Here is a 26,099-nt window from a genome sequence, read left to right as displayed (position 1 = left end):
ATGATTACTCATTCGAGGTTAACTGCTCAAGCGTAACGCCGTATTTCTGAGCAATATCGTTTGCATAGGAGTTTCCTTCAGGAGGAGCTATCTTAACTTCATAAGAACGGTTGCCTCCTTCAGAGCAGACAATCAGAGAAGCTGCTTTATGTGAATCCGAAGTATCATTGATGGCATCGATATCATAAGCCAGCTTGTGCATGTGTGTGTTGTAGATTGTTCTGATTCCTTTTTTCAGAATTGCCTTAACGCAGTCTTTTGCTATGAAATAGCCTTCTTCAAACGATGTGGTAGAGAAGGTTTCATTCAGGAGCAGAAGGCTGCTTTTTGTTGCATCTCCATATATTTCCTTAAATCTTTTACATTCTTCTCCCAGCCTTCCAAGATCCATGGTCTTATCCTCATCCGCGGGAAAATGCGTAAATATGGAATCCACAGGCTCATATGTAAAACTGCTTCCTGTGACATATATGCCACCCTGTGCCATGAAAAAGAGCTGACCTATAGTCTGGGTGATTGTGGTTTTACCGCCACGGTTGGCACCGGTTAGTATGTACAGGCTATGCTCGCTATCGAATATCAGGTTATTAACTACAATATCTGACATGGGCAGACTTCCGATAAGCTTCATGTTATAGACGTCATTAGCGTCCATTCTTTGAGAAAGCTCCGGAGTTTTGTTTACTACAGGTTTGCAAAAGATATATCCTTCCGCTGTAAGCTTTTCTATATATTCAACCCACCTTATGTAATAGATAAACTCAGGCATAAGATCAGTGATGTCAGTAATCGTAAGCATTGTGTATTTGCTAAGTACATCGCGGAGATGGCGGACAGTACTTTTTAGCATTTTGTCGGTAATATCATCCATGTAGTTAGTGATGCTACGGGTAGTCTCGTCAGCTTCGGAAACAGCTTTAAGGCTCATGAAAGCGAGGGGACTAAACATAGGAATGACCGGAGTGTTATTCGATGCAATCGGATTTTTTGCTGAAAATTCCTCAAAGTGATAGTCTCCGGACCACTCAGTAGTATCCTTAATACCCCCGTTTTTGGTGATTTTATCTGAAAAATGGCTCAGGATATTAGATTTTGTAAAGGGCTTGCTGTTTATTGAAACTATGCCGATGCCACTTGCTTCAAAGCGCTCGTTTAGATTGATTCCTACGGTCACGCTTTTGAGATTACCGGTATCTGCTTTAAGTTCACTTATATCTTTCTGTAATTCTCCAAAACAGTTGTCGTTATACAAATCTGAAACATATTCTTTGAGAGATGTGAGTCCCTTTGAACCTAGGTCAGCATCATTAAGACAGTTATAGAGGGCTTCTATGCTGTCGATATAATCGTGTATTTCATCAAGTCTGTGGAGAAGATCCCAAACACCGGGATCGTGGTCATGGTCGTGCTTATAACTGCCGTATTCTTTTAGAAAATTGATTCTGTCCAGCAGAACCATGATATTGTCCCGCATCTTTTTATTTTTCATCAAATCATCAAAAATATCTGCGCGGTACATGGCAGTTTCTGAATCAGCCGTCACTGTCTTCATTACATTTTTGATATAGGTCTGTTCGTTTTGCTGGCCTGATAATTTACTGATGATATTATCCATACCTATATCGTGAATGATGGTATCAGGAAGTGATGAAAATTTTACAGATTGATTTGGGAATAACAGACTGATTTTGTTTGGCATAGATGCCTCCTCAGTGATGATCTGATTTAAATTTTTGTTCCACAATTCACGCAGAAGACTGCACCTTTCACAATTTTGGATCCACATTTGGTACAGAAATTTTTCTGTCCGGCTTGGGATGCTGCTGAATTCAATGGTTGCCCGTAAGGGTTCATATACTGCTGTGGATAAGGCTTCTTCTTTTTCTTTAATGAAGTGATTATAGCTATGATGATCAGCACAATTATTGCGATAGGTACTGATATGTAGCCCAAAGTATAATAGAATTTTTCAACTGGATCATCGGGTTCATAACTATCAAGAGATGATTCTTCATTACTGATCGTGTATATATTGGACGATTCAGCGTTATTAAATGCCTTTGCCTTTAATGAACATTTTAGACCTACTGATATGATCAGTACAAATAAGAGCATCAGAATTGACTTGTAAACTTTTTTCATTGTTTTTTTCTCCTCATAGTGATTCTTCTGAGTAGATATCATAGCACAAAATTAGTTGTTTGCACTGTGGTTAGTTTGCAAAATTCTTATATTTTATCAGTAGAAGGAGGATTTTCTGCTAGTTGTATACCGTCGTCAATCCTTGAGTAGTGAGGCAATGCACAATATGATCATATTTTCCCGTATAAGCTGCTTTAAATATTTTTTCGTATATATTTCCACCTGTGCGAAATGAGCGTCTTAAACGTCAAAATACGGTCTTTTTTTATTTATATCCTAAATTATCTAAAGACCCTTCGCTCTGTATAATTTAAGGGGCTTTTTTCATTTAAGAGAAAATAACGTTGTAATGTCAAATAAAAATACATTGACACAATGGTCTATCTGTCATAGACTTAAAGTGTAGTCTATAGTGGATAGTCCAAATGGGAGGTGGCCATGGCTGTTGAGTTAGGGGATGTTCAGATGCAGTTTGCAAAGCTTATCTGGGAGAAGGAGCCTGTTGGGTCAGGCGAACTGGTAAAGCTCTGTGCAGACGAGTTCGGGTGGAAAAAATCTACCACCTATACAGTTCTTAAAAAGCTCTGCGAGAAGGGTTTGTTTCAAAATGTGGATGGCGTTGTCACATCAATGATTTCCGAGGCAGAGTTTTATACGAGGAAAAGTGAGGAGTTTGTGGAGGAGACCTTTGGTGGTTCGCTGCCTGCTTTTCTTGCAGCGTTCACATCACGCCAGAAGCTTTCGAAGAAGGAACTTGCAGAGATAAAGAAGATAATTGATAACGCAAAAGAATAAAGTTTTAACATTATAGGAATATTAGGTGCTTGGGGTGAGGATAGTCATAGTAGAGCAGCACTTAATAAAGACAGCCGGAGGGAAAAAGTATGGGGACGATTTTTATAAAAGTGATTGAAATGAATGTGGCTGCAACTTTTCTGATGGTTGCAGTAATACTTCTTAGAATACCACTTAAGAAAGCGCCTAAGTGGTTCATGGGGGTGCTGTGGGCAATAGTTGCGCTACGCCTGATTATGCCTTTTCAAATAGAGGCTGATTTTGGACTTCTTCCCAACATCGGTGGCATGATCGAGGAATATATTTATGGAAGTGGTAATGGCAGTCAGGTGACAGAGGTTGTCCTGCATGATTATCAGCCGTCTTCCTCATTACAGTCGGGGTGGATGGCAGGAATAGATGAAAATGAAGCTATCATACCTGAAACTGCTGATGAAGAAATAGAGTACCTTCCAAGTGAAGAAATTACGACGGTTGATACTGCCAGCCATGACAATATGACATTAAGAAAAGACCTATTTATTAGACTTCAGATGATCTGGATGTTTGGAGGACTCATCGTTCTTGGATATGCACTTCTCAGCTACCTATCCATAAAAAAGAAGACACGGGTTTCCATCAGGATGAAAGGCAGTGATAATGCATTTGTCTGTGACGAGATTGACACGCCATTTATTCTTGGAGTTTTTAGACCTGTGATATACCTGCCCTCAGGGCTTAATGATGAGACAGTAAGAAACGTACTTGCACATGAAAAGGCTCATATATCGAGGTGTGATCACGTAAGAAAACAGTTTGGATTTTTACTGCTTGCTATTCACTGGTTTAATCCTCTTGTGTGGATTTCCTACGCACTTTTCTGTAAGGACATTGAGCTTTCCTGTGACGAAAAGGTCATAAGTAACATGTCATTGGATGAGAAAAAATCCTATGCAACGTCGCTACTTCTTTGCAGTACCCATAGGAGATTTGTTCTGGCGTATCCGCTTGCTTTTGGTGAAGTGGGAGTAGGAACAAGAGTTAAGCAAATCTTCAATTATAAAAAGCCTACCTTCTGGCTTATCGTGATGCTGGTGTTAGTATGTGCCGGACTTTCAACCTGTTTCTTTACAAGTGTTGCAGAAGATGCAAACGATTCAAATGTTTTAAATATTAAGCAGACGAGAGACGGCCTTGTAAGACAGTGGTGCGAGGATTTTATGGACAGGAATGCGGAAGGCATTGTGAACGCATGCACTAAAGAAGTTCAGCAGACTCTCATCGAAGAGCAGCTGCTTATGAGGGATGAGGACGGCGACTCCTTTGGATGGTCAAGTCCCTGGCCGGGAATGCTTACAGGAGATATAAGCGGATCTGTCAGCTATTCTGTACTCTATGGGGGGATAGGTAATAAGGGTATTGAGATTATTTATCGCGCAACAGATTCGGAGCCTCATCTGTATCTGTGGAAGGAATACCTTGGCATAGAAGCTGATGAAAACGGAGATTTAAAAATCACCTCTGAAGAATTCAAAGAGATGACTGACATTGAAAACTATGATGATTTTATGGATGCCTATTATAGTGGCATTAACATTGACGAGATGGATTATTCCAAGAACGGTCTTGGTGAGGATCTAAACCAAAATGCAAAAGAGGATACAAATGGTCTTTACGCAAAACTTTTTGATCCGGTTTCCGCAGCAAGATATCTTCTTAACCTTTCTGAGGATGAGTCAAAGGTTGTTGTTAGTGCCGGTGAAGATACAGAAGATGGCAAGCTTGTTTCGATATTCTTCATCGATGATAATGTAGCAGTCAATATGCTTATGATTCAGCCATGGGGAAGCGATGGAATCTATGTACCTGTGCAGTGTGATTCTGATGAGTCAGCTGGTTGGGATTCTGATGATGAAGAGGTTTCTTATATTATAGAGAATGACGATAGAGTACATAGCAACTCAAATGGTAATGTGAATTCGACAGAGCTTCCTAACTACATAAAGGGTTCCGGAGAGAAGTTTATAAATCTTCCATTTTCAGATGGTGAGGATTACTTTGAGAATGCTCATGAACACAAATCCATGACTGATGGATATTCTGAAGAAGCTGACTTAAACGGCGACGGAAAGAAGGAAAAGATAAAAGTAATCGACCTTGGATATTAGGGCGGGGACGGCGGTTATGAGCCACATGTCTATGGAGCGGACGGAAAAGAGATCGCACTTCCTGCTGATACAAGGCAGGGACACGCAGATACTTTTGGATATGTTCTTTTGCATCTTACATTAAACGGTGATGGTACATGGAACGAGACACCTGAGTATGTGACAGATTTGGATTGATAATGTACCGCACCTATTAACTAAAAAAAGGGGCTGTCGCACTAAGAATTCATCTAATGCGACAGCCCCTTTATTTTTTACTATATCTTATTTCGTTACGATTACTTGCATAGCTGCTGTCTTACCATCCTTTGTTGCGTAGATTACTGTGTTACCTTCTGCAACGCCTGTAATCTTGCCACCGGATACGGTAGCGATTTCGCTGTTGTCACTTGACCAGGAAACATTGTCAGCCTTAGCACTTCCCTCGGGCTTGCTGTGTACATGTGCCTGGAAGGTTTGACCAACCTTGAGTGTGATTGAAGGTGCATCGAGCCAGATACTGTCTGACTTTTTACCACTGTTTTTATTACCTACAGTTACAGTAATTGTTGCGCTATAGTCACCGTTCTTCTCTTCGATGTCGATATCAACCTCGCCGTTCTTCTTTGCTGTAATCACACCCTTGGAGTTTACTGTAGCAATTTTTTTATCTGATGACGAATACTTTAAGCTCTTCTTACCGAGTGTTTTGCCACCCTTCTTTGCTTTAATCTGGAGCTTGGCTCCTTTATCCATCTTTACGTCTTTATCGCCGCCGTTCTGCTTGAGTTTAACTGTTACCTTCTTTGTAGCAGCCTCTACGTGACATGTAGGTGCAGCTGTTACGCAAAGTGCTGCAGCCATAACGACTGCCATTGCTGATGCCATAACTCTCTTTAAACTAACATTCTTCCTCATAAATAATATCTCCTTTCGAAACTAATAACATATCTTCAATAAATATATGCTTATTTATACCTTCTGAATGCATTGTAAAACGCTATGTCCAACAATTGTCCAACAAGGTTTGAAAAAATGTTATAATGTTGGTGTATATTGACGATAGAGGGGGAACTATTTTCAAGGAGGAAAGAAGGTATGAAAATCAAGTTTGAATCTGTAAAAGATGACGAAAGGGTAAAAGAATGGGATGCCGGTAGTCAGATCCGCCATATAGGGAATTTCCTTGCGGATCCAAATTCAATGGTGCTGACTTACGGACGTCTTCAGTATCTGTTTGGGGAGCCGCTTTACACTACTGATGATCTTGAAAACGCGTATGACTATTTTATTCTCGGCACGGATGAAGAGGGCAATACCTATCAGCTTACTGCTTATCATGGACCGACAGGACCTGCAATTGGTGGTGATTCAGATGATCCGCAGGTTGTAAAAGCTGCTGAAGAACTTGAGAAGTACATAAATGCAGCAGATTACGTAGATTATGATTATGAGGGTATCTATCATGATTATGATGTGACCGTAAAATTTGGAATAAGAGATGGTGTCCCCTACATGGAAGAGGGTGAGATGGACGGAGAAGATTTTGATCTTACTGAGTTTGAATGATCACACACATGTAATATCAAATACAAAAGAAGGGGCTGTGAAATAATCAGTCCATGAAAAAAAGAGAAGTAATAGCTGGAAACAGCCAATTACTTCTCTTTGATCATGTCCATCAGCATTAGCATTATTTGGGCAGTGTACATTCTTTTGTGAAGATTATACTGACATTTTTGAGGATAAAATTATTTATAATTTTTATAGAAATCCTGGCTAAGTGAGAATATAAAAAAATAGCAAATAGATGAATTCATAGTCTCTTAAGTTCGTCTATGAACGAAGGATATACCGTCTGATCAGTCATGAATTCGAAACACAGGGATTGGATTTTTGCATCTCCGTAAATAGTACCCGACACTGTGATGTGCCCACATCCGTCTCCGACAAAGCGTATAATTGAATCGTAGGATAATTCCCGGAAAACAGCTTCATCTGCTTTAAAGTCGATAAGATCCTCAAGCTGTGTAATTAGTTCTTTTATATCCGTATAATCGCATTCACAGCAGGGGCTTTTGCCTGAAAACTCTCCGGAATTAACACTCATATAAAAAGAGCAGTTATAGGGATTGCCGGATTTCTCATCTTCTTCGCTGTGGGAAAAGCATCTGATTTCAAAAGAGTCATCGCCATATTCCAATCTTGCAGTACCGGGGGTGCTCATCTTTGCTCTTGCCTCCTTAGGATATTCATCAATATTAGTGTTCCCTTCAATTCAATCATAGCTCTATAATTATACCATCCCGTCTCTAATGGACCAAAAGGAGTTTTCTGGTCATCTAAAACCTTTTCCCGGGTAAGGGGAGGTGTTTGATCCCGCAAATGAAGGAAAGAACATCATGACTTTTCTCAAATTAGAATAATTTTATCCAGGCTTAAGATAAATTTTATTAATTTTTGTAATAATAAAATTAGCGGTATTATGCGACTAACACCGTTCCATTTTCTTTTGAGGGAAGCCGGAGGGCAGAGTTTGAAAAGAGGGCTGATAATAACAATAAATCTTTTAATAATGGGTTTTATCATGCTATTTATCATAAGGTATGCGAATACCAAGGCAGAAGAGAGCAACGAAAATGCGATCATCGCCTTTGAAAAGATGACCATGACTACCAGTCAGATCATCGCCAATTACCTTGAGGATGAACAGCATCTTTGTGATTTATGGGCGAACTATATCAATCGTTCAGCGGAAGATGGTGCCCCGATGACAGCAGAGGACGCTATATCCTATATCAGGAAGTCAAAAATCTCTTCGGAGATTGAGGGGCATTTAATCTTTTTGGATAGTCCTGAACGGGAAGGTATTTCGACGACGCCTAATGTAGCTGATCCCAATGTCTATACTGTTTCCTACAAGAAAATTGAAATCTTTGACAATATCGAAACTGAGCGGGATACAAATGATGTTGTTGGCCTCACAAGAGCCTACACAAACCCTATGAACGGAGTGCAGTCTATCGCGTTTTTAAATAATGTGACTGTTCTTGACAACGAAAATAATGAATTGAAAAAAGGTCTTCTGATGCGAGTTGTGCCTTTGAGTCGTCTTGAGCAAAAGCTTGTTTTTCTCAAAGGTGAGTATGAGGATGTTGAGATAAGCCTTGTGGACAAGGAAGGTAATTATGTTGTCCATGGCAAATCCTTTAAGAACAGCAATTTCTTTGAGTATTATAAGTCATATAATGCTGCTACGTCAGAGGAATATAAGCAAGTAATCAATGAGATAGCCGGCGGAACAGGTACCATGACGATCAGGAACTATAAGGGAGAGGACTGTATTTTATCTTATACACCTCTTGAGATTATGACGACATGGTCTTTACTGGCTTATATTCCTGCGAGCAATCTGGTGGCGAGCAGGTCAATAGACTGGCTGCTACTTGGCATAGCTACCCTTGGCTTTTTAATTCTTTTTATATTCAATTCGATTGTCATGATGACTTACAACCGCAAGCTTTCAGAGGCTGCAAAGCAGGCTAATCAGGCTAATGAGGCCAAATCCAACTTTCTATCTACTATGTCCCATGACATCCGTACTCCGATGAATGCGATACTGGGGTTAAACGAGATGGTACTTAGGGATTCCCGGGATGAGAATATCAGAAGGTATTCAGAAAGTATAAGAACCGCAGGAAATACGCTTCTTGGCATCATCAATGATATTCTGGATTTCTCAAAAATAGAAGCGGGTAAAATGGAAATAATAAACGTTGATTACTATTTTGTCTCCCTTCTTAACGATCTTGTAAACATGGTGCAAAAGAAAGCGGAGGACAAGGGGCTTGCCTTAAAACTAAACATAGACAAGAACATTCCCACTGTCCTTAACGGAGACGAGATCAGAATCAAGCAGGTCGTAATTAATATTCTCTCTAATGCAGTAAAGTACACCAAACAGGGATCCATAACCTTTTCCATAAATGCTCGCAAGCCTGAGGATAAACCGGATTCAATCATACTTAAAATCAGTGTTGCAGACACCGGTATAGGCATAAAACCGGAAGATCTTGACAAACTGTTTGTTGCTTTTCAGCGTATTGAAGAAAAAAGGAACAGAAACATTGAAGGTACAGGCCTTGGAATGACTATTGTCCAGAGATTTCTTGATATGATGGGTAGTCATCTTGAGGTGGAGAGCGAATATGGTAAGGGCTCGGTTTTTTCCTTCGAACTTGAGCAGAAAGTTGTTAAATGGGATCCCCTTGGAGATTTCGAGGAGGCTTTCAGACGTGCATCCAGTGAGAGGACAAACTACCATGAGAAATTCACAGCACCTGATGCAAGAGTGCTTGTAGTTGATGATACGCCTGTTAATCTTACGGTATTTGTAAATCTGTTAAAGAAGACCGGCCTCCAGATTGATACAGCAGAAAGTGGTGATGAATGCATATCGCTTTTTACCAAAAAGCATTATGATGCTATTTTCCTGGATCATATGATGCCCGACAAAGATGGTATAGAAACTCTCACGGAGATGAAGGCGCTGACGGAGACTCCCAATACAGGTACGCCTGTAATCTGTCTTACCGCCAATGCGATATCGGGTATGCGCGAGATGTACACAAATGCCGGATTTGATGACTATCTCACCAAGCCAATTGATGCAGAAAGGTTGGAGATGATGCTATTACAATATCTTCCCGGGGATAAGGTAAATACCGAATCTGATAACGGGGATACTGATGACAATGAGCTTCCCGAAACTGAAAATGTGGATACTGACGATAATGGACTTCCGGCCTTTTTGTACAATCTTAAGGAACTCGATTTAGCCTCAGGCATTGATTATTGTGGCGATGCCGAGGATTATATTATGGCTCTGACGTTGTACATGAGCAGTGCTACAAAGAAAGCTGAAGAAATAGAGAACTACTGGGCTGAAAAGGATATTAAGAACACAACCATAAAGGTGCATGGGCTTAAAAGTGCTTCACGCTTGATAGGTGCAATGGAGCTGGGAGATTTTGCTGAAAAACTTGAGAAGGCCGGAAACAACGGCGATTCGGAAATGCTGGAGAAAGAACTTGACGGATTTCTTTCCAGGTACAGGCAGCTGGCGAGAGATCTTGAACCACTAAATGACCTGGAGTAAACAGGATAAAGAGGATGAGGTGACGCTTATGAAAAAGACCCTGAGAATGATATTATCACTTAGTATGGTTGGTATACTTCTCTTGCAGGGCTGTGGCAGCCAAAAGAAAGAGGATGTTTCTTTTGTCCCGAAGTATGACAAGGATACTGAATTTTCGTTAACGGTTGCAGGCAGCTATGGTAACTTTGAGTCGCTTGAAGCAGAGTTTGAGCGCTTTTATGAATACTATCCGAATGCAAATCTGCAGTATGTAACAATGGATGATTATAAGAACGTCATCCCCAGCGCTCTTGTGAGCAGCGAGCCACCGGATATTTTTACTACTAACGGATCGATGATCGGTGATGAAAAGTATGATGCCATGTTTGAAGCCTGTGAGGTTTTTTCCGATTCTTCTGTCGCAATCGATTATTCATGCATCAGGAATTCGCTTATAAGGACTACGGATTCGGGGGATGTTGTTATGCTCCCGATTTTCACCACCTCTTATGGCATGCTTGTCAATATGGATATCTTTGAAAAAGAAGGATTAAAGGTTCCGAATAATTTTAATGAGCTTATGGATGTCTGTGCAAAGCTCAAAGATGCAGGATATGAATCTCCTGTGATGGGACCAGATGTGTTCAGTGGATCGGGGCTGTTTAACTGTTTTGCCTATCCGATGTTTGCATATGATGTTTTAAAAAACAGCGATAAGGTTGATGGACTCAATAATCTGGATCCGTCATCCGGAGAGCTGATGCGTCCTGCGCTGGCGAGACTTAATGAGTTTGTCACCTCAGATTGTATAGATGTGGCAAAATGCCAGGCGGAGATTACAGACGAATATGACTCGGTAATCATGAGATTTTTTGAAGGTGATGTACCGATAATGCTTGCTACAGGTGATGTGGTTTCTGGAACCGCTAAGAGAGAGAGTAAGTCGGATGCTTTTTCCGCACATCCGTTTAAATACAGATTCTATGTTGCGCCTGCAGGTGATGATGGCGGTTATTTCATCAATTCTATCAGTATTTGTTTTTCCGTTAACAAGAAAAGCAGAAATCTCGATATGGCTAATGAATTCATGCGGTTTCTTATCAGTAAGAAAGAGCTTGGAAACATGGCAGAATTAAAGCGTCTGATCACACCTATAGATGATTTTTCAACTGACGAACTTTATTCGTCGCTTGCAGATATACCGGCTGACAGGTGTTTTAGTGACAAGGAAACCGGGCTTCTGGATCCGGCGGTCAGACAATTCAGGGCTGCTATATATGCTGTTGGCAATGGAGAAATGACAGTGGATGAGGCTATAGCTGCCTACGGAAGTATTCCGGAGGAATAGTGTTGATGGAAAGAAAAAAGTTTCTTATTTGGAAAGTGTAATACTGAAGAAGATTTTTCTTGAAAACAATTTTTAATCATATTAGCCTTTTCTTAGGACGTCCAAATCTTTCTAAGAGGAGGCTTTTATAGTGAATAAAGAACAACTTCACAAATACATTTCGGAGAGCACCGGAAATGAGAGCAACATCTGTCAGATATACGCGATTAAAGAAGGTGATTTAGCCTATGATGATTGCTGGCACGGGTTTAAGACTTTAGATGCGATGAATGTAAACTCTGTGACTAAAGGTGTGATGGGGATGCTTGCAGGCATTGCGTTGGACAAGGGACACATCAGAAATCTGGATCAGAAGGTGATGGAATATTTCCCGGATTACACAGTAAAGCGCGGAGAGAAAACTATCTATGATGTTACAATAAGGCATTTGCTTACAATGACAGCTCCGTATAAAGGAAAGTCAGAACCCTGGAAAAAGGTTTGCACTTCGCAGGACTTTACTCTTGCGATACTAGATTATCTTGGAGGACGTAAGGGAATTACCGGTGAGTTCAGGTATGCTACCCTTGGCATTCAGATTCTGGCGGGAATAATTGAAAGAGCGTCGGGCGAGAAATGCATAGACTTTGCCAATAAGAATCTTTTCCTTCCCCTAGGACTTCCGAAGCGAATACCACACGGAGACAGTTCCAAGGAAGACCAGTTTGATTTTTTCATGAATAAGAATCCCAGAAAATATGAATGGTACAGCGACCCTCAGGGCAGCGTTACTGCGGGATGGGGATTATGTATGTCTGCAAAGGATATGGCAGTGATTGGTGAACTTGTTCTTGATGGAGGCTTGTATAACGGGAATAGAATAATTTCCGAAGAGTACCTGAACGACATGCTGTCACCCCATATTAAGTTGGGGGAGCGATTTGGTTTTATGAATTACGGCTACTTATGGTACAAGCCTTATGATGACAGAGAGGTTTATGCTGCGATTGGTGACAGCGGAAATATCATCTATGTAAACAAAGAAGAAAACGTATCCGTGGGAATGACGGGTACATTTAAACCAAGGATCTTCGACAGGGTGGAATTCATAGAACAAAAGGTGTTACCGACTGTTTGAGGTTTTTGAGTTCATGAAAAAATAAGTGTAAAACAGACCTAAATATGTGCGTTTAGATCTGTTTTTCTTTTTATGAAATAACATGGTAATGAGATAGAATACAACAATTTACGGCATTTATCTGTTGATCCTTCGGATATTTTTATTATTATGAATGAACCACCCTTGGAAAAGTGGGGAATGGCAGGGAAGTCTATGTATAACAAAGAAAGTCTTCTAAAAATGTGAAATTAGCTGATTGCAGCAGTTGATTTTAGAGCATATCTTCTGACACATATAAGAAAAGAAAAATATGCGGCAGTGGGATATAGATTAAAACCTCTGCTACAAATAGGAGAAAAGGAAAAAGCGTTAGTCATTCGATATATAAAGTAACTGCTACAAAATCTTAAAACAGATATTGAGTTAGATAATTGTGGTTAAAATAGACTGCCGCAAAGAGTATTACTTGAAATAAGGGCAGGAAGAGGAGATGACTTTTTCATACATGAGTGTGGTGGCGGTCATTGTAGTTGGGCTTGTGTTATAATCGGCGTTAGGAACGAGAGGAAAATTAATCAGAGAATTAGCATTAAGGAACACAGGCATAAAGGAGGGTAACCCTATGCTAAGGCTTAGACCATATAATAAAAATGATGCAGAGACAATTTTAAGCTGGACAAACGAAGAGACTGCATTTTACAAATGGACTGCGGGAGTGCTTGGGAAATTTCCGCTTACAGTTGAACAGTTTAATGAAGTAAGCAACCTGATGGCGTTTACAGCAGTAGATGATGATGAGATAGTCGGCTTCTTCACAATGAGAAGGCCTACTAAGTCCCATGATGAATTGAGATTTGGATTTGTAATTGTAAACCCTGCTATCAGAGGCAAAGGCTACGGTAAAAAGATGCTTCAGCTGGGCTTAGTATTTGCCAAAGAAATCTATGGTGCGGGGAAGGCATCCCTTGGTGTGTTTAAGAATAACGAACCTGCTTATTATTGTTACAGATCAGTTGGATTTGTAGATCTTCCGAAAACTGATACTTATGAGATAAATGGCGAAACATGGGATTGCCTGGAACTTGAAATGGATATATGAAGAAGAAATAGATGAACTCTACTTTCCGTAGGTACCATTATCAAGGAAGTCAGATTACAATCTATGCATGAAAAACTGTTGAAATTAGTACTGAATATTGATACAATATTTTTGTTCTAAAATATTAAAGAAAGCGAGGTATTCGTGATGAGTGTAAAGAAAATGACCATTATAACAGAATATAGTATGAAGACCTCGGTTTGCGCCCTTTGATTTTATACAGGGTAATTAATTGCTTACAGACCGTGGCATATTTGTCACGGTTTTCTTTTGCCTTTTTCGGGCAGAATTACGCTACGAGGGTCTCCATATTAGTACTATTTGAGTGAATTTATGAATGAAAAATAAGGAGACGAAAAATTGAGTAACATAACTATCAGAAAAGAAAAAAAGGAAGATAACTATAATACTGAATTAAAACGTGGAAGAATATCTGAGATCAGTAAGAACAGCTATACCATAAAGTTTTTTGAGCAGGAGCTACCTGCGAGACTAAAAGGAAGCTTCTACGAAGAGGAGGCAGACAAATTACCTGTTGTAGGAGATTACGTCAACTTTTTATATAACAGCCAGGGAGATTCAATGATTATTTCTGTCTGCGAGAGATCAAGCTTTTTGCAGAGACCCGATCAGGCAAAAACAGGAGTTATGCAATATATGGTGGCTAATGTAGACTATACTTTTATTGTGACATCTCTCAATGAAGACTACAGTTACAACAGAATCGCCAGATATGTGAGTGTTGTTCTTCAGGGAAATTCAATTCCGGTGGTGGTTTTGACCAAGTCAGATCTATGCAGTAATTATGGCAGATATGTAAGGGAAGTTGAGAGTATATCTGACAAAGTCAGAGTTCATGCAATTTCAGCACTGTATGGGATAGGAGTAGATGAGTTACAGGAATATATGAAGCCCGGTGTGACTATATGTCTCATGGGATCCTCCGGTGCAGGCAAGTCAACACTACTAAATGCCTTTGCGGGTGAAGAAATAATGAGAACTTCTGAAGTCAGGGAATCAGATTCTACAGGTAGACATACCACTACACACAGACAATTGATAGAGCTCGCTAACGGTGTATCTGTAATTGATACTCCGGGCATGAGAGAAATTGGAATGGCCGGCACAGAGCAGGGAATTGATGATACCTTTTCGGATATCCTTGAATTAGAGAAATGTTGTAAATTCAGTGATTGTAAGCATGATACAGAGCCCGGCTGCGCCATAAAAGCAGCGATAGAAAACGGAGAATTGTCACTCGAAAGATATACGCTGTATAAATCTTTAAGCGCTGAGAATACAAGGAATTACGCCAAGAAAAAAGAAATATCAAAATGGGCTAAAGCAGCAAAGAAAATGAGATACAATATGAAGTAGTTAAAAAATACAGCGGGGGACGAACATGATACACTTTGGTATGCAAACACTCATAGAGAATCGCACGGTGGAAGAAAATATTGAGGCTTTGAAAAAATCTGTCGGTTGGTTGAAAGGAGAATGCTGAATAATATGATTTTATTTATTGATGCTTGTGTTAGAGAGAATTCGAGGACAAAGAGGCTTGCAGAAGCTCTTTTGAAAAAGCTTAATGAAGAGGTTGTTCGTGTCGCTCTTGAAGATATTTCCTTTGGTGTAACGAATGAGACTTATCTGAAAAAGAGAGATCACCTTATTTCTAAAGGCGCTTTTGACGATGACATGTTTGCTTTGGCCAGGCAGTTTGCAGAGGCAGATACAATCGTGATAGCAGCGCCTTACTGGGATTTGTCTTTTCCGGCTATGCTAAAACAGTATATTGAAGTTATAAACGTGCTGGGAGTTACTTTCGAGTATACACCGGAGGGATTTCCAAGGGGCCTGTGTAAAGCAAACAAGCTTTATTATGTTATGACAGCAGGGGGCAACTATGTACCGACGGACTATGGATTTGGCTATATAAAAACCCTTGCTCAGAATTTCTACGGAATAAAAAATGTAGAACTAATCAAGACAACCGGACTCGACATCATAGGAGCAGATGAAGAAGCGCTTTTGAATGAGGTGATTATTACTGTATGAAGGAAGTGAAGGAGGACAATGTGGAATTATGAAAATAGCGTGGTTTTGCATTCCTGCCCATGGACATACCAATCCTACACTTGGTCTTGTCAAGGCGCTGACTGAAGCAGGGCATAGAATTTATTATTTTTCTTTTGAGATGTTCAGAGAAAAGATAGAGGCTGCAGGAGCGCTTTTTATTCCCTGTGATGGTTATGACTTCGAAATGGAAGATAAAGAAAATGCTGATCGAGTCGGGAAAGATCAGGCATTTGCGGTTGAACTTCTTGTATCATCTACGCTTGCATTGGACGAGATGGTTACCGGAAAAATCAATGAATTGCAGCCGGATGTTATTGTCGCTGATTCCATTGCGTATTGGGGTAAGCTGGCTGCGATGAAGCATGGGATTCCTTTTGTTTCATCAACGACAACTTTCGCGTTTAACAGGTATTCATCCAGATATATGAAACACGGCATTGGAGAAACACTGAAAATGCTGTTCTCTATGCCCAAGGTTAATAAACAGATAAAACGACTTCAGGAAAAAGGCTATCCGGTAAAGGGGCTCCTGGATATTGTACAGAATGATAATAATACAAATACAGTGGTGTATACTTCCAGGTTTTTTCAGCCATGTTCGGATACGTTTTCCGATAAGTATCATTTCATAGGTCCGTCGATTCGTCCAATTACGGATGCTTTTGAAAAGAAAGCAAAAAAGACAGTTTACATTTCTATGGGTACGGTTAACCAGAACAGAGATTTTTATCATAACTGTATCAATGTTTTGGGCAATACGGACTATCAGGTCATTATGTCGATGGGAACGAATAAGGATCATTTTGATTATTTGCCGGATAATATTGAGGTTTATGAAAGTGTTGATCAGATGGCTGTGCTTTCGATTGCTGATGCGTTCATTACGCACTGTGGAATGAATTCTGCTTCTGAAGGTTTGTATTTTGGAGTTCCGCTCATTCTGTTCCCTCAGACACCTGAGCAGGATGCAGTGGCACGGCGGGCAGAAGAACTTGGTGCCGGACTTAGGCTTGCCTCAATAGGAGAAGATGATGTACTAATGGCAGTTACACGGGTTATTGAAGAGAAAGGCTTCAGGGAGGGCGCTGAAAAGATATCGGAAAGCTTTAAAAAAAGCGGTGGTATAAAGGAGGCAGTTGATTTTATTGAAAGCATATATAGAAAAAAATTATAGAGATAATGATGCTCTTAGAGCATCGTTCAATAGACTTGCTGAAAAGAATTTTGGACTTAACTTTGAAAACTGGTATCAAAATGGATTTTGGAAGGATAATTATATTCCGTATTCTATTGTGTCAGATGGCGAGGTTATATCCAATGTCTCGGTAAATGCCTGCAATATGAATTATAAGGACAAAACCATAAAGCTGATTCAGATAGGCACAGTTATGACAGATCCTGATCACAGGGGAAAAGGCTATGCAAGAATGCTGATGGAACAGGTTATGAAGGATTATGAAGGAAAGGTAGATGGAATTTATCTTTTTGCCAATGACTCTGTTCTTGAGTTTTATCCCAGATTTGGCTTTAAAGAGGCAAAGGAATATCAGTATACAAAAGAAGTAAGTATAACAGGAGAAAATAAAGCAAAGATGGTGCCTCTAAACGGGAGGGATGATTTTGATAAGGCTGCCCTGCTTCTTGACACCAAAAGTCAGAATGCTCAGATGTATATGGTCGGAAATACCGGATTATATATGTTCTATTTATCGCAGTTTATGACAGAGAACCTGTTCTATATTGAGGACTGTAACAGCTATGCAGTTGCTGAAATAGAGGATGGTACGCTGATTCTTCATACAATTATTGGCGAAGGATCGGTTGATGAGGTTATTACTTCCTTTGGATCTCAGGTGAAAAAGGTCGTTCTTTGTTTTACACCGAAGGATGTCAGCGGCTTTGAGAAAAGCGAACTCCATGAGGAGGATACAACATTTTTTGTTAAAGGAAAGTTCTTCGAGGAAAACCGTAATGAAGAATACATGCTACAAGCTATAACACATGCATAATTGTCTGTATTATTATTTACTTTTTCGTATTTAAAACAATTACTGACCGTTGGAACGGCTGCCTTTTTTTGGAGGTAATGTACATGGCTAATCAGAAAAATTTTACAGAAGGTGGCGTAGGGAAGCTAAAATAGACATTTAATGGTTGGGACAGAACTGTGCCATGTGTTTTTTTATAGCCTTAAAGGATTCATCGCTTATATAATGTTCAATGCGGCATCTTTTCTATGATTACTCTTGAAAAAACAGTTAGCATTATCTAACATATAATAGATTTGCGCTTATAACCCTGTGGATGTACCTGATGTACAGGGCATTTTCCTATAACGGAACACGGCAGATGTCTAAGCAGATAATAGAAGGCTGCCGGATAAACTCAAGAATCCTCAATAAAGATGAAGGGTATGCGCATGAGTAAAATGGACAAGGCTGCAAAGACGACAAAAACGATTTGTGATGACGGTTAATATGTAGGAAGAATATGGAATAAGGCAATTTTTTGTGATAGGCAACTGATGGAAGTAGTGATAAAATGTTTAAGTGCGTATTCAGCCGCAAACGCGATGGATGATGCGCAGAGGGGACATATTTGTCGCTATCAAATATTGTATGAAGAGAGGAATTGAAATGAAGAAAACGATGAAAAAACTATTAACACTGGTACTCACTTTATGTTGTTGTGCTTCAGTACTTTGCGGACACAGCCTTACCGGTAAGGCAACGCAAGGGGACTTTTTTGAAAAGTCAAATGTAGCACAGCTGGCACTTAATACTCCCACTTCCGGAGTAATCACAGAGAAGGGTAATCGTTGGTACACATTTACAACAAACGCAAGCAATGATTTTTGGTATGTGATGGAGCTGAAGAATACTGGATTTTATTGTTACAGCCGTCTGTATGATTCAGACGGAGCAAATATTGAAACTGTATATACAGGAAGAAATGAGACAAAATCTAAGTATGTAAAACTCAATCCGTCATCTGTGTATTTTGTTCAGGTTCATGGTGAATACGATGATAGCTGTGGAAACTTTGTCCTCAATATGAAAGCTGAGAATGATGAAGGAGACACTCTTGCTACTGCATCTCCGATAGCAAACGAATACTCAGGAACAATTAAAACGGAAAATGATGTGGACTGGCTTAGCTTTAACTCAGGTGCTAATACCGCTGTTACAGTAACAGTTAAGAATATTGATGGAAGCGGTGTGACTGCTCAGGTGTTTAAGGCAGATGAGACAAGTGTGAGCGACTCTTATTATGCAGGTAAGGCACAGTCAAATGAGAGAACTGTTTTAGTAAACGCCGGAACAACATATTATATAAAGGTGACAGGCTACTACGATGATGTGAGATATAAAATCTCTATTTCCGGAAGAGTAGATGAACCCAGCAAGGCTAAAAAGGCTAAGAGCATAAAGCTTAAGAAAAATGTAAACGGTATTCTTGATACTGATGATGATCATGACTGGTTTAAGGTAAAAGCCAACAAGAAGGGCAACTATAAATTCATCATTAAGAACATAGACTCCACCAGTATATTTATGTCTGTATACAAGGGAAATAAGAGAATTGACTATGTCTATGCAGGAAAAGCTGATACAAACGTGCTTAAATTAAAACTGAAAAAGGGCACATATAGAATAGAAGTAAGTGGTAATTCCGGAAAATACGCTGTAAAGGTAAAGAGATAATCCGCCATTTACTTATGGACTAAGAAAAATAGGTTACTGAATTACAAAAGGAATGCGCAAGTATTAAAGACTTGTCGCATTCCTTTTTTGTGCTCCAAAATCAGCCGCCAAAACTTTTTTAATATTTTTTCAAAAAAAGTGAAACCTTTTGTGAACATGAACCCTCTTTATATTGTAACGATAAACAACAACTATTTTTTAATGAAGAAAAAGGAGAAAAAAATTATAGTCGCAGCTGGTTGTTCTCACTGAAGTCATTCGCACTTAAAACTATGACTGGCCATGTGAACGGAGTTTTTTGCCCTGTATTCTTTAGGAGTCATATGGTATTGTTTTTCGAACAGTGAATAAAAATGTGTCCGGTTGGAGAATTGCAGGCTCTGTGCGATAGAAGTTATGGATGCCTTGGTTGTTGCCAGCTCATTTGCAGCTTTTTTCAGGCAAAATGTCATACCATAATCATAGAGGCACATGCCTGTAAATTTGTTCACGATTCTGTTTAGATAATCGCCACTGTAATTTAATGCTTTTTCAAGTTCTGCACGGCTTATTCTGCCATTTCTTTCATCCATCAAATGGCCTATGCGGCTGAAAAGAAGCTGATCGTTTCCCATACCCATTTCAATTTCAGTACAGTGATAATTGTAATTGGAGGATATAAAAAATAGAAGCTCACTAAGTAGACTTCTCATTTTATATGAAGAGCCAAAGTGAGGAAACATCATAGTGTTAAGCATTTCAATTGTTATTTCACGAAGCTTTCCAAGGTTGGAAATACTGTTGAACGCAGGTATCATATCCAGATATGCTTTTCGTTCAGGGTTATCCAGATCTGAGATGATAAAATTATACAGATCACTCTTCATAAAATCTTTTTCAGAGTGAAAAGATGAATGTTCTGCTACTGTAAACAATTCTCCAATCATGCTTGTTGAAAGTCCAACAAACAGGATACTTGCCTCTGTATCAAAGTTTTCAGAATGCCGTATTCCTCTGTTTATAAGACAACATGTTCCTTCAGGATATTTGTAATCGATATCTTCAATTCTTTGCGTAACAGTTCCACTAAGAACAACCATTATTTCGTAATAGTCATGAAAATGGAGAGGATGGTCATGAAAGGCCTTATCGTGACCATAAAATGAGTCCCTTGCATAGAATGACTCATCCTCTGAGAATGTAATGGCATTCATATAGTCGCTTTCTTTGGTGCCACTACAGAATTCGTACGTGATCTGATACGGTTGCTTTAACTGATAGTAATTTGAGTCACTTCCGGTACTTATTTCGAACGAAGCGTTAGGATTTGTGCTGGTTATATAATCTTTAGTTATCTCTTTTAACATTGATTTCCACTCCATTCATTCCCATATATGATACAAATTTTAGCACAGAAGTCGGTTCGTGTCATTGTTTTGGCTTTTTCTGAATCATAAAATAATAACAGGACAGATGCATGAAAACACAGTAATAATCATGTATTAACAGTATTTTTTGCATAGGAAAAGAGGCATGGATATGATAAAAAAATTGAAGCGTCACTGGATGTTGCTATTAATGCTTTTACCGGCACTTATATATGTTATAGTTTTCAGCTATATTCCAATGACGGGAATAATAATGGCATTTAAGAAGTATCAGTATAACGGCGGCATTTATTTTTCCCCATGGAATGGACTTAATAATTTCAAGGCACTTCTTATCTCAGGGAAGTTGTTTCAGGTAACAAGGAACACGCTTTTATACAACATAGCCTTCATAGCATTTGGTGTTGTATTTGAAATGGGAAGTGCAATCCTTCTAAACGAAATCATTCACAAGACTTTTAAGAAAACAGTGCAGTCACTTATGTTTCTTCCTTATTTCATAAGCTGGGTTGTTGCAGGAGCCATAATCTACAATGTTTTCAACTTTGAGCGGGGAGTATTTAATAACGTTGTAACTTCATTAGGAGGAACGCCCTTTGACCTTTATAACACACCTGGTGCATGGCCTTTCGTCCTTATCTTTTTAAAATTGTGGAAACAAACAGGATATGGTTCGGTTGTATACCTTGCTGCAATAACAGGCATGGATCAGGAAATGTTTGAAGCTGCTTCAATTGATGGCGCTTCTGCATGGCAGAAGATAAGGTATCTTACAATTCCCTCCCTCCTGCCAACGATGATGATCCTGGTACTTCTTGGTATAGGAAACATCTTCCGCGGAGATTTCGGGTTGTTCTACCAGACTGTTAAGAGTAGTGCACTTCTTCAGCCGATGACGGATGTTATAGACACATATGTGTTCAGACTTCTTATCGACAATGGAAATGTGGGAGTGTCTGCAGCGGCTGGTTTGTATCAGTCAGTTCTATGTTTCATAACCATCATGGTATGTAACAAGCTGGTTAAAAAAGCAAATCCTGATTATGCACTTTACTAAGGAGGAGAAAATGTCTGTTGATGTTATAAGCCTTACGGAAGGCACAAATGTTGAAGATATAGGAATGCCTGATAAAACAGGTGAAAAGAAGAAAAAGAAAGTAAGCCGGGATCAGATGGCTGTAAACGCGGTTGGTTCAGTAGTAGTTGGATTATTCGCTCTTATATGCGTTATCCCATTTTATCTGATAATAGTGGCGTCAATTACAAGTGAGACTTCACTGATAAGGGATGGGTATCCCTTACTGCCAAAGCTTTCGGAGTTAAGTCTTCAGAGCTATGCGCTGTGCCTTAAGAATCCTGCAGCAATACTTAAATCCTATGGGATGACAATAAGTGTGACCGCTATAGGAACATTCCTTTCTGTCCTTATGGCAACAATGACAGGATATGTGCTTAGCAGGAAGGATTTTCCCTGGAGAAATCAGTTTTCGTTTTTCTTCTTCTTTACAACACTTTTTAATGGAGGACTGGTTCCATGGTATCTAATGTGCACACGTTACTTAAATTTCAAGAATAGTATTGTAGGACTCATTCTTCCGCTGATGTTTTCAGTATGGAACATGATCATCGCAAAATCTTTTATGGCCGGGATTCCTGCAGAGATAACAGAATCCGCAAAAATTGACGGAGCAAATGACATAACGATATTTGCAAAACTGATACTACCTCTGAGTAAGCCTCTTATTGCGACGCTTTCTCTGTTTGCAGCTCTTGCATATTGGAATGACTGGTATAACTGCATGCTGTTTGTAACAAATGAGGATATGTTCACTTTGCAGTACTACCTTCAGAGAATCCTTGGAAGTGCTGAGGCTATGAGGATAGTGGCTGAAAAGTCCGGAATAGCACTGCCATCCATACCCCTTGAGGGAATGAAGATGGCGATGACCATAATCGCGACAGGTCCGATAGTGCTGTTGTATCCCTTCGTCCAGAGGTATTTTGTCAAGGGACTTACAATCGGAGCAGTCAAGGGATGATGAGTTTAACTTGAAGAAATTTTTTATAGATTCGTAATGAAAAAAGCGTGCATTACCCATAATGGGTTAAAGATTTAAAGGAGGACAAATAATAATGAGAAAGAAGGTAGTGTCAGTAATTCTTAGTATGGCTATGACTGCATCCATGCTGGCAGGATGCGGATCAGCTTCAGGGGGAACAGAAAGTGTAAGTACGGAGAATGAAGGAGATGCAGAGATAAAGGATGAAGCTACTGCAAAGGCACCATCTGTATCACTTGATGATCTGCCGGAAAAAATCGGAGAAGGAATAGTAAAAGCTACTCCTGAAATGTATGCGGATGTGGATCTGTCTGAGCATAAGACAGTGAATATAACACTTATAGGTGATACGCCTGCTGCGTGGGATGATGTTCTGGCAAAGACAAATGAATATCTTGAGCCTTTTAATACAGATGTGGATGTTAGTTTCCTTAGTTGGTCAGATTATCAGCAGATGTATCCGCTTACGCTTACAGGTGGTCAGGTTGATCTTATATTTACCGCACCATGGTGCTTTATGTATACAGAAGCTGCGAAAGGTTCGTTCTTCGTGCTTGATACTGATTTTATTTCAAAAAATATGCCACTTACAAATAAATATCAGGCAGCTGAGAGTTGGGATGAAACAACCATTTCCGGTCAGACAATAGCTGTTCCCTCAAATCAGGCACAACCTATGGGGAAGATTGTCGCAATACGACAGGATCTTGCGGATAAATATGGTATTAGCTCACTTGATAGCTGGGATGATTACATGAATTATGCAAAGACGATTGCTGAAAAAGAAACGCCGGAGAGTGGAATCTATGCGCTGGCTGCGTCATGCGACAACAATGAGCTTTGGGATGTTTACAGACAACAGGAGAATACATTCCTTGCTCTGGACAGCGATTACTTTGATCTGATCTATGACTATAAAGAGGGATCATTACCTGAATCATCTGATATTCAGCTTGTATATGCGACGGATCTTTTCAAAAGCTATGCTCATGACATGAAGGAATTGGCAGATGCGGGGGCATGGAGCAGAAGTGCTCTTACAAATACAGTTACGGATGATGATGCTTTTGGAAATCTTCAGGGGGCATCAATTGCATGGAACACATCAGTATTCACATATATTGATCAGGCAGAGCAGACTGAAGGTGTAGTGGGGGCTGCTTATGATCTGACAAAGAATAACCTTGTTGGATGTGAATGTTATTCAAACAACGATATGGCTATAGCTGCAGGAAGTGCTGATCCTGCAAGAGCAGCAATGGTCTTGGATATTCTGAAAAATGACACATATCTGAATCATCTCTGGATACTCGGAGTAGAAGATGAGCATTATACAATAAATGATGCAGGGGAATATACAGAAACAGATAAAGCAGGAGACTTTGCTGCATATGCGATTTCTGCATCCTGGGCTATCAAAAACGGTGATCTTAAGGAAGCCGGTGGTGACCCCAGGGCTGAAAAGGTAACAGAAAGCTGGGAGGAAAGAGTAGTAAACAATCCTACAGTAACATTTGTATTTGACGATTCAAATGTGGCTGATTACAAGGCAGCTGTAAGTGCGGTGCTTAATGACTATGTACCCATGCTGGAGCTTGGACTTGTAGATGATGTGGATTCTACAATAGATGAGATGATCAAAGCTTGCTATGATTCAGGCCTTCAGAACGTTCTTGATGAATTCAACACACAGTATGATGCATGGAAAGCAACGAGATAAATAATACAAACGGAAAAGCCGCCATGTGCGGCTTTTCTAAAATAACAAGAATAAAGGACTACTGATGATGAAGAATAAATTTGCATATGGGGCTGATCTTGGATGGATGACTCAGCTTGAGGACAGAGGTTTTAAATGGGTAAATGAAAAGGGTAAGAATGTGTCCTGCCTGGAGGCGGTAAAGGAAAAGGGCACCGATTCAGTCAGATTCAGGATATTTGTTGATCCTCCAAATGAAAGCTATGTTGAGGAAAAAGACGGAACAATGGTAATGCTTGGATACTGTGATGCGCCCAGGGTGGCCGAAGCTGCTTTAAGGGCAAAAAAAGCCGGTATGCGCATTATGCTCGATTTCCATTATAGTGATGAATTTGCAGACCCCAAAAAACAGTACATACCCAAAGCATGGTCGGGATTAACCCATGAGGAGTTATGCAAAAAGGTTGAAGAACATACTGAAAATGTTCTAAGAATCATGAAAAATAAGGACATATATCCTGAATGGGTTCAGGTTGGCAATGAGATAAACCCCGGAATGATGCATCCTATGGGGGATTTGGAAAAACACCCTTTGCAGTTGGTCGAATACATAAACAGCGGATATCTGGCTGTAAAAAATATATTCCCGGATTGTAAAGTTGTGCTTCATCTTGCGAGTGGTCAGCATCCTGATTGGGTAATGCCGTTTTTGGAAAACTTTTTTGATAATGGTGGGATGACAGATATACTTGGCTTTTCGGATTATCCATACTGGTGCGATCTGATAAACAGGGAAAACCCGGAAGAAAACGTAGATTCCAGCATAAGTAACTGGACAAGATGTATTGATATGTACAGAGAAAGATTTCATAAGCCGGTTATGATTGCAGAAATAGGTGGACCTGAATATGAGGCAGAAGAAACAAGACAGCTTATAGGAGACACTATCAGGATGCTTAAAAGAGTTCCTGATAATGAAGGACTTGGGATTTTTTATTGGGAGCCGGAGGTATGCTCTGAGGTTCTGCCGGATTCATATCCACTTGGTGCATCTAAGCTGACAAAAAACTATACCCTTCAGCTTACGGAAGCACTGTCAGCATATAAGGATGCATAGGAAATCTACGACAAAATCGAATATCATTTAAATTTCAGATATGCACCACTAAAGAGAATATATATTATTTTTTCAAGATCTTCACATGTAATGAGGTAAAGATCATTGTTAATGGAAAGGAAGTGTTTGCCTAATCAGGCAGGCGTGGTTCATACAATGCGCGCATTTGCCTTGAAAGTGATGGCTGCGCCACATGCAAAGCTTCTGCTGCTCCTGAAATAGTCCCTTCTCTTATTATCGCCAGAAAATATTGCATAATCCTTATATCCATAATGTAAGCCTCCATTAAAAGCTTGTACTTCCTATTCGATTTTATTATAGCAAGGT

Annotated in this window: 23 protein-coding genes; 17 read left to right on the top strand and 6 right to left on the bottom strand. The window is 39.8% G+C overall.

Annotated features, from left to right (window positions below; translation table 11 throughout):
* Window positions 1-4: 4 nt before the first annotated feature.
* Window positions 5-1,699, bottom strand: coding sequence for a MutS-related protein (locus tag G602_RS0108235; protein WP_044931524.1), 1,695 nt, complete (start codon window positions 1,697-1,699; stop codon window positions 5-7).
* Between the two features lie 26 nt (window positions 1,700-1,725).
* Window positions 1,726-2,142: a zinc ribbon domain-containing protein gene (locus G602_RS0108230; protein ID WP_026658574.1), complete on the bottom strand. Its 417-nt coding sequence runs from the start codon at window positions 2,140-2,142 to the stop codon at window positions 1,726-1,728.
* Window positions 2,143-2,580: 438 nt separating this feature from the next.
* On the opposite strand from G602_RS0108230, the gene G602_RS0108225 reads away from it, so the two are divergent.
* On the top strand, window positions 2,581-2,937 hold the full coding sequence (locus G602_RS0108225; RefSeq protein WP_026658573.1) for a BlaI/MecI/CopY family transcriptional regulator: 357 nt from the start codon (window positions 2,581-2,583) through the stop codon (window positions 2,935-2,937).
* 89 nt (window positions 2,938-3,026) lie between these two features.
* A complete protein-coding gene (locus G602_RS28785) occupies window positions 3,027-5,084 on the top strand; it encodes a M56 family metallopeptidase (protein WP_049945134.1) in 2,058 nt (685 codons plus the stop codon).
* Between the two features lie 264 nt (window positions 5,085-5,348).
* Here the strand turns inward: G602_RS28785 and G602_RS0108215 are convergent, their stop codons facing one another.
* Window positions 5,349-5,981 (bottom strand): Ig-like domain-containing protein, encoded by a 633-nt coding sequence (locus G602_RS0108215; protein ID WP_026658572.1) that lies wholly within the window; start codon window positions 5,979-5,981, stop codon window positions 5,349-5,351.
* Between the two features lie 180 nt (window positions 5,982-6,161).
* On the opposite strand from G602_RS0108215, the gene G602_RS28780 reads away from it, so the two are divergent.
* Window positions 6,162-6,632: a hypothetical protein gene (locus G602_RS28780; RefSeq protein ID WP_026658571.1), complete on the top strand. Its 471-nt coding sequence runs from the start codon at window positions 6,162-6,164 to the stop codon at window positions 6,630-6,632.
* A gap of 247 nt (window positions 6,633-6,879) precedes the next feature.
* On the opposite strand, the gene G602_RS0108205 is transcribed toward G602_RS28780, so the two are convergent.
* A complete protein-coding gene (locus G602_RS0108205) occupies window positions 6,880-7,290 on the bottom strand; it encodes a WapI family immunity protein (protein WP_026658570.1) in 411 nt (136 codons plus the stop codon).
* A 309-nt stretch (window positions 7,291-7,599) separates the two neighbouring features.
* Here G602_RS0108205 and G602_RS28775 point away from each other — a divergent pair, with 309 nt between their 5' ends.
* The 10 genes from G602_RS28775 (at window position 7,600) to G602_RS0108150 (ending at window position 19,529) form a co-directional block, all read left to right on the top strand.
* On the top strand, window positions 7,600-10,221 hold the full coding sequence (locus G602_RS28775; protein ID WP_049945133.1) for an ATP-binding protein: 2,622 nt from the start codon (window positions 7,600-7,602) through the stop codon (window positions 10,219-10,221).
* A 28-nt stretch (window positions 10,222-10,249) separates the two neighbouring features.
* Window positions 10,250-11,548 carry an ABC transporter substrate-binding protein gene (locus tag G602_RS0108195; RefSeq protein ID WP_207638170.1) on the top strand — a complete coding sequence of 433 codons (1,299 nt, stop codon included), beginning with the start codon at window positions 10,250-10,252 and terminating at the stop codon, window positions 11,546-11,548.
* 130 nt (window positions 11,549-11,678) lie between these two features.
* Complete coding sequence (locus tag G602_RS0108190) at window positions 11,679-12,665, top strand: serine hydrolase domain-containing protein (protein WP_026658568.1); 987 nt, start codon at window positions 11,679-11,681, stop codon at window positions 12,663-12,665.
* A 93-nt stretch (window positions 12,666-12,758) separates the two neighbouring features.
* Window positions 12,759-12,893 (top strand): tautomerase family protein, encoded by a 135-nt coding sequence (locus tag G602_RS32200; protein WP_442855903.1) that lies wholly within the window; start codon window positions 12,759-12,761, stop codon window positions 12,891-12,893.
* A 376-nt stretch (window positions 12,894-13,269) separates the two neighbouring features.
* Window positions 13,270-13,746, top strand: coding sequence for a GNAT family N-acetyltransferase (locus G602_RS0108185; protein WP_026658566.1), 477 nt, complete (start codon window positions 13,270-13,272; stop codon window positions 13,744-13,746).
* A 360-nt stretch (window positions 13,747-14,106) separates the two neighbouring features.
* Entirely contained in the window at window positions 14,107-15,123 is a 1,017-nt protein-coding gene (rsgA, locus tag G602_RS25795) for a ribosome small subunit-dependent GTPase A (RefSeq protein ID WP_049945132.1), read from the top strand.
* 132 nt (window positions 15,124-15,255) lie between these two features.
* Window positions 15,256-15,804: an NAD(P)H-dependent oxidoreductase gene (locus G602_RS0108170; protein WP_242835535.1), complete on the top strand. Its 549-nt coding sequence runs from the start codon at window positions 15,256-15,258 to the stop codon at window positions 15,802-15,804.
* A 28-nt stretch (window positions 15,805-15,832) separates the two neighbouring features.
* Window positions 15,833-16,999, top strand: coding sequence for a macrolide family glycosyltransferase (locus G602_RS0108165; RefSeq protein WP_330369092.1), 1,167 nt, complete (start codon window positions 15,833-15,835; stop codon window positions 16,997-16,999).
* Window positions 16,971-17,834 (top strand): GNAT family N-acetyltransferase, encoded by an 864-nt coding sequence (locus tag G602_RS25790; RefSeq protein ID WP_049945131.1) that lies wholly within the window; start codon window positions 16,971-16,973, stop codon window positions 17,832-17,834. Before G602_RS0108165 ends, G602_RS25790 begins: the two co-directional genes overlap by 29 nt.
* A 627-nt stretch (window positions 17,835-18,461) precedes the next feature.
* Window positions 18,462-19,529: a hypothetical protein gene (locus G602_RS0108150; protein WP_155829734.1), complete on the top strand. Its 1,068-nt coding sequence runs from the start codon at window positions 18,462-18,464 to the stop codon at window positions 19,527-19,529.
* A gap of 254 nt (window positions 19,530-19,783) precedes the next feature.
* Here the strand turns inward: G602_RS0108150 and G602_RS0108140 are convergent, their stop codons facing one another.
* A complete protein-coding gene (locus G602_RS0108140; RefSeq protein WP_026658562.1) occupies window positions 19,784-20,875 on the bottom strand; it encodes an AraC family transcriptional regulator in 1,092 nt (363 codons plus the stop codon).
* A gap of 172 nt (window positions 20,876-21,047) precedes the next feature.
* On the opposite strand from G602_RS0108140, the gene G602_RS0108135 reads away from it, so the two are divergent.
* From G602_RS0108135 to G602_RS25785, 4 genes are all read left to right on the top strand, one after another.
* Window positions 21,048-21,953, top strand: coding sequence for an ABC transporter permease (locus G602_RS0108135; protein ID WP_242835529.1), 906 nt, complete (start codon window positions 21,048-21,050; stop codon window positions 21,951-21,953).
* Between the two features lie 10 nt (window positions 21,954-21,963).
* Window positions 21,964-22,935, top strand: a complete 972-nt coding sequence (locus tag G602_RS0108130) for a carbohydrate ABC transporter permease (RefSeq protein WP_330369090.1) — start codon at window positions 21,964-21,966, stop codon at window positions 22,933-22,935.
* A gap of 94 nt (window positions 22,936-23,029) precedes the next feature.
* Window positions 23,030-24,676: an ABC transporter substrate-binding protein gene (locus tag G602_RS0108125; RefSeq protein WP_026658559.1), complete on the top strand. Its 1,647-nt coding sequence runs from the start codon at window positions 23,030-23,032 to the stop codon at window positions 24,674-24,676.
* Window positions 24,677-24,740: 64 nt separating this feature from the next.
* Window positions 24,741-25,772, top strand: a complete 1,032-nt coding sequence (locus G602_RS25785; RefSeq protein ID WP_049945130.1) for a glycosyl hydrolase 53 family protein — start codon at window positions 24,741-24,743, stop codon at window positions 25,770-25,772.
* Window positions 25,773-25,902: 130 nt separating this feature from the next.
* On the opposite strand, the gene G602_RS29750 is transcribed toward G602_RS25785, so the two are convergent.
* Window positions 25,903-26,043, bottom strand: coding sequence for a LysR family transcriptional regulator (locus tag G602_RS29750; protein WP_081675903.1), 141 nt, complete (start codon window positions 26,041-26,043; stop codon window positions 25,903-25,905).
* Window positions 26,044-26,099: the final 56 nt, after the last annotated feature.

The organism is Butyrivibrio sp. AC2005 (assembly GCF_000424145.1).
GTDB lineage: Bacteria > Bacillota > Clostridia > Lachnospirales > Lachnospiraceae > Butyrivibrio.
Note: the sequence above shows the minus strand (reverse complement) of the source record. Positions and strands in the feature narration are given on the sequence as shown.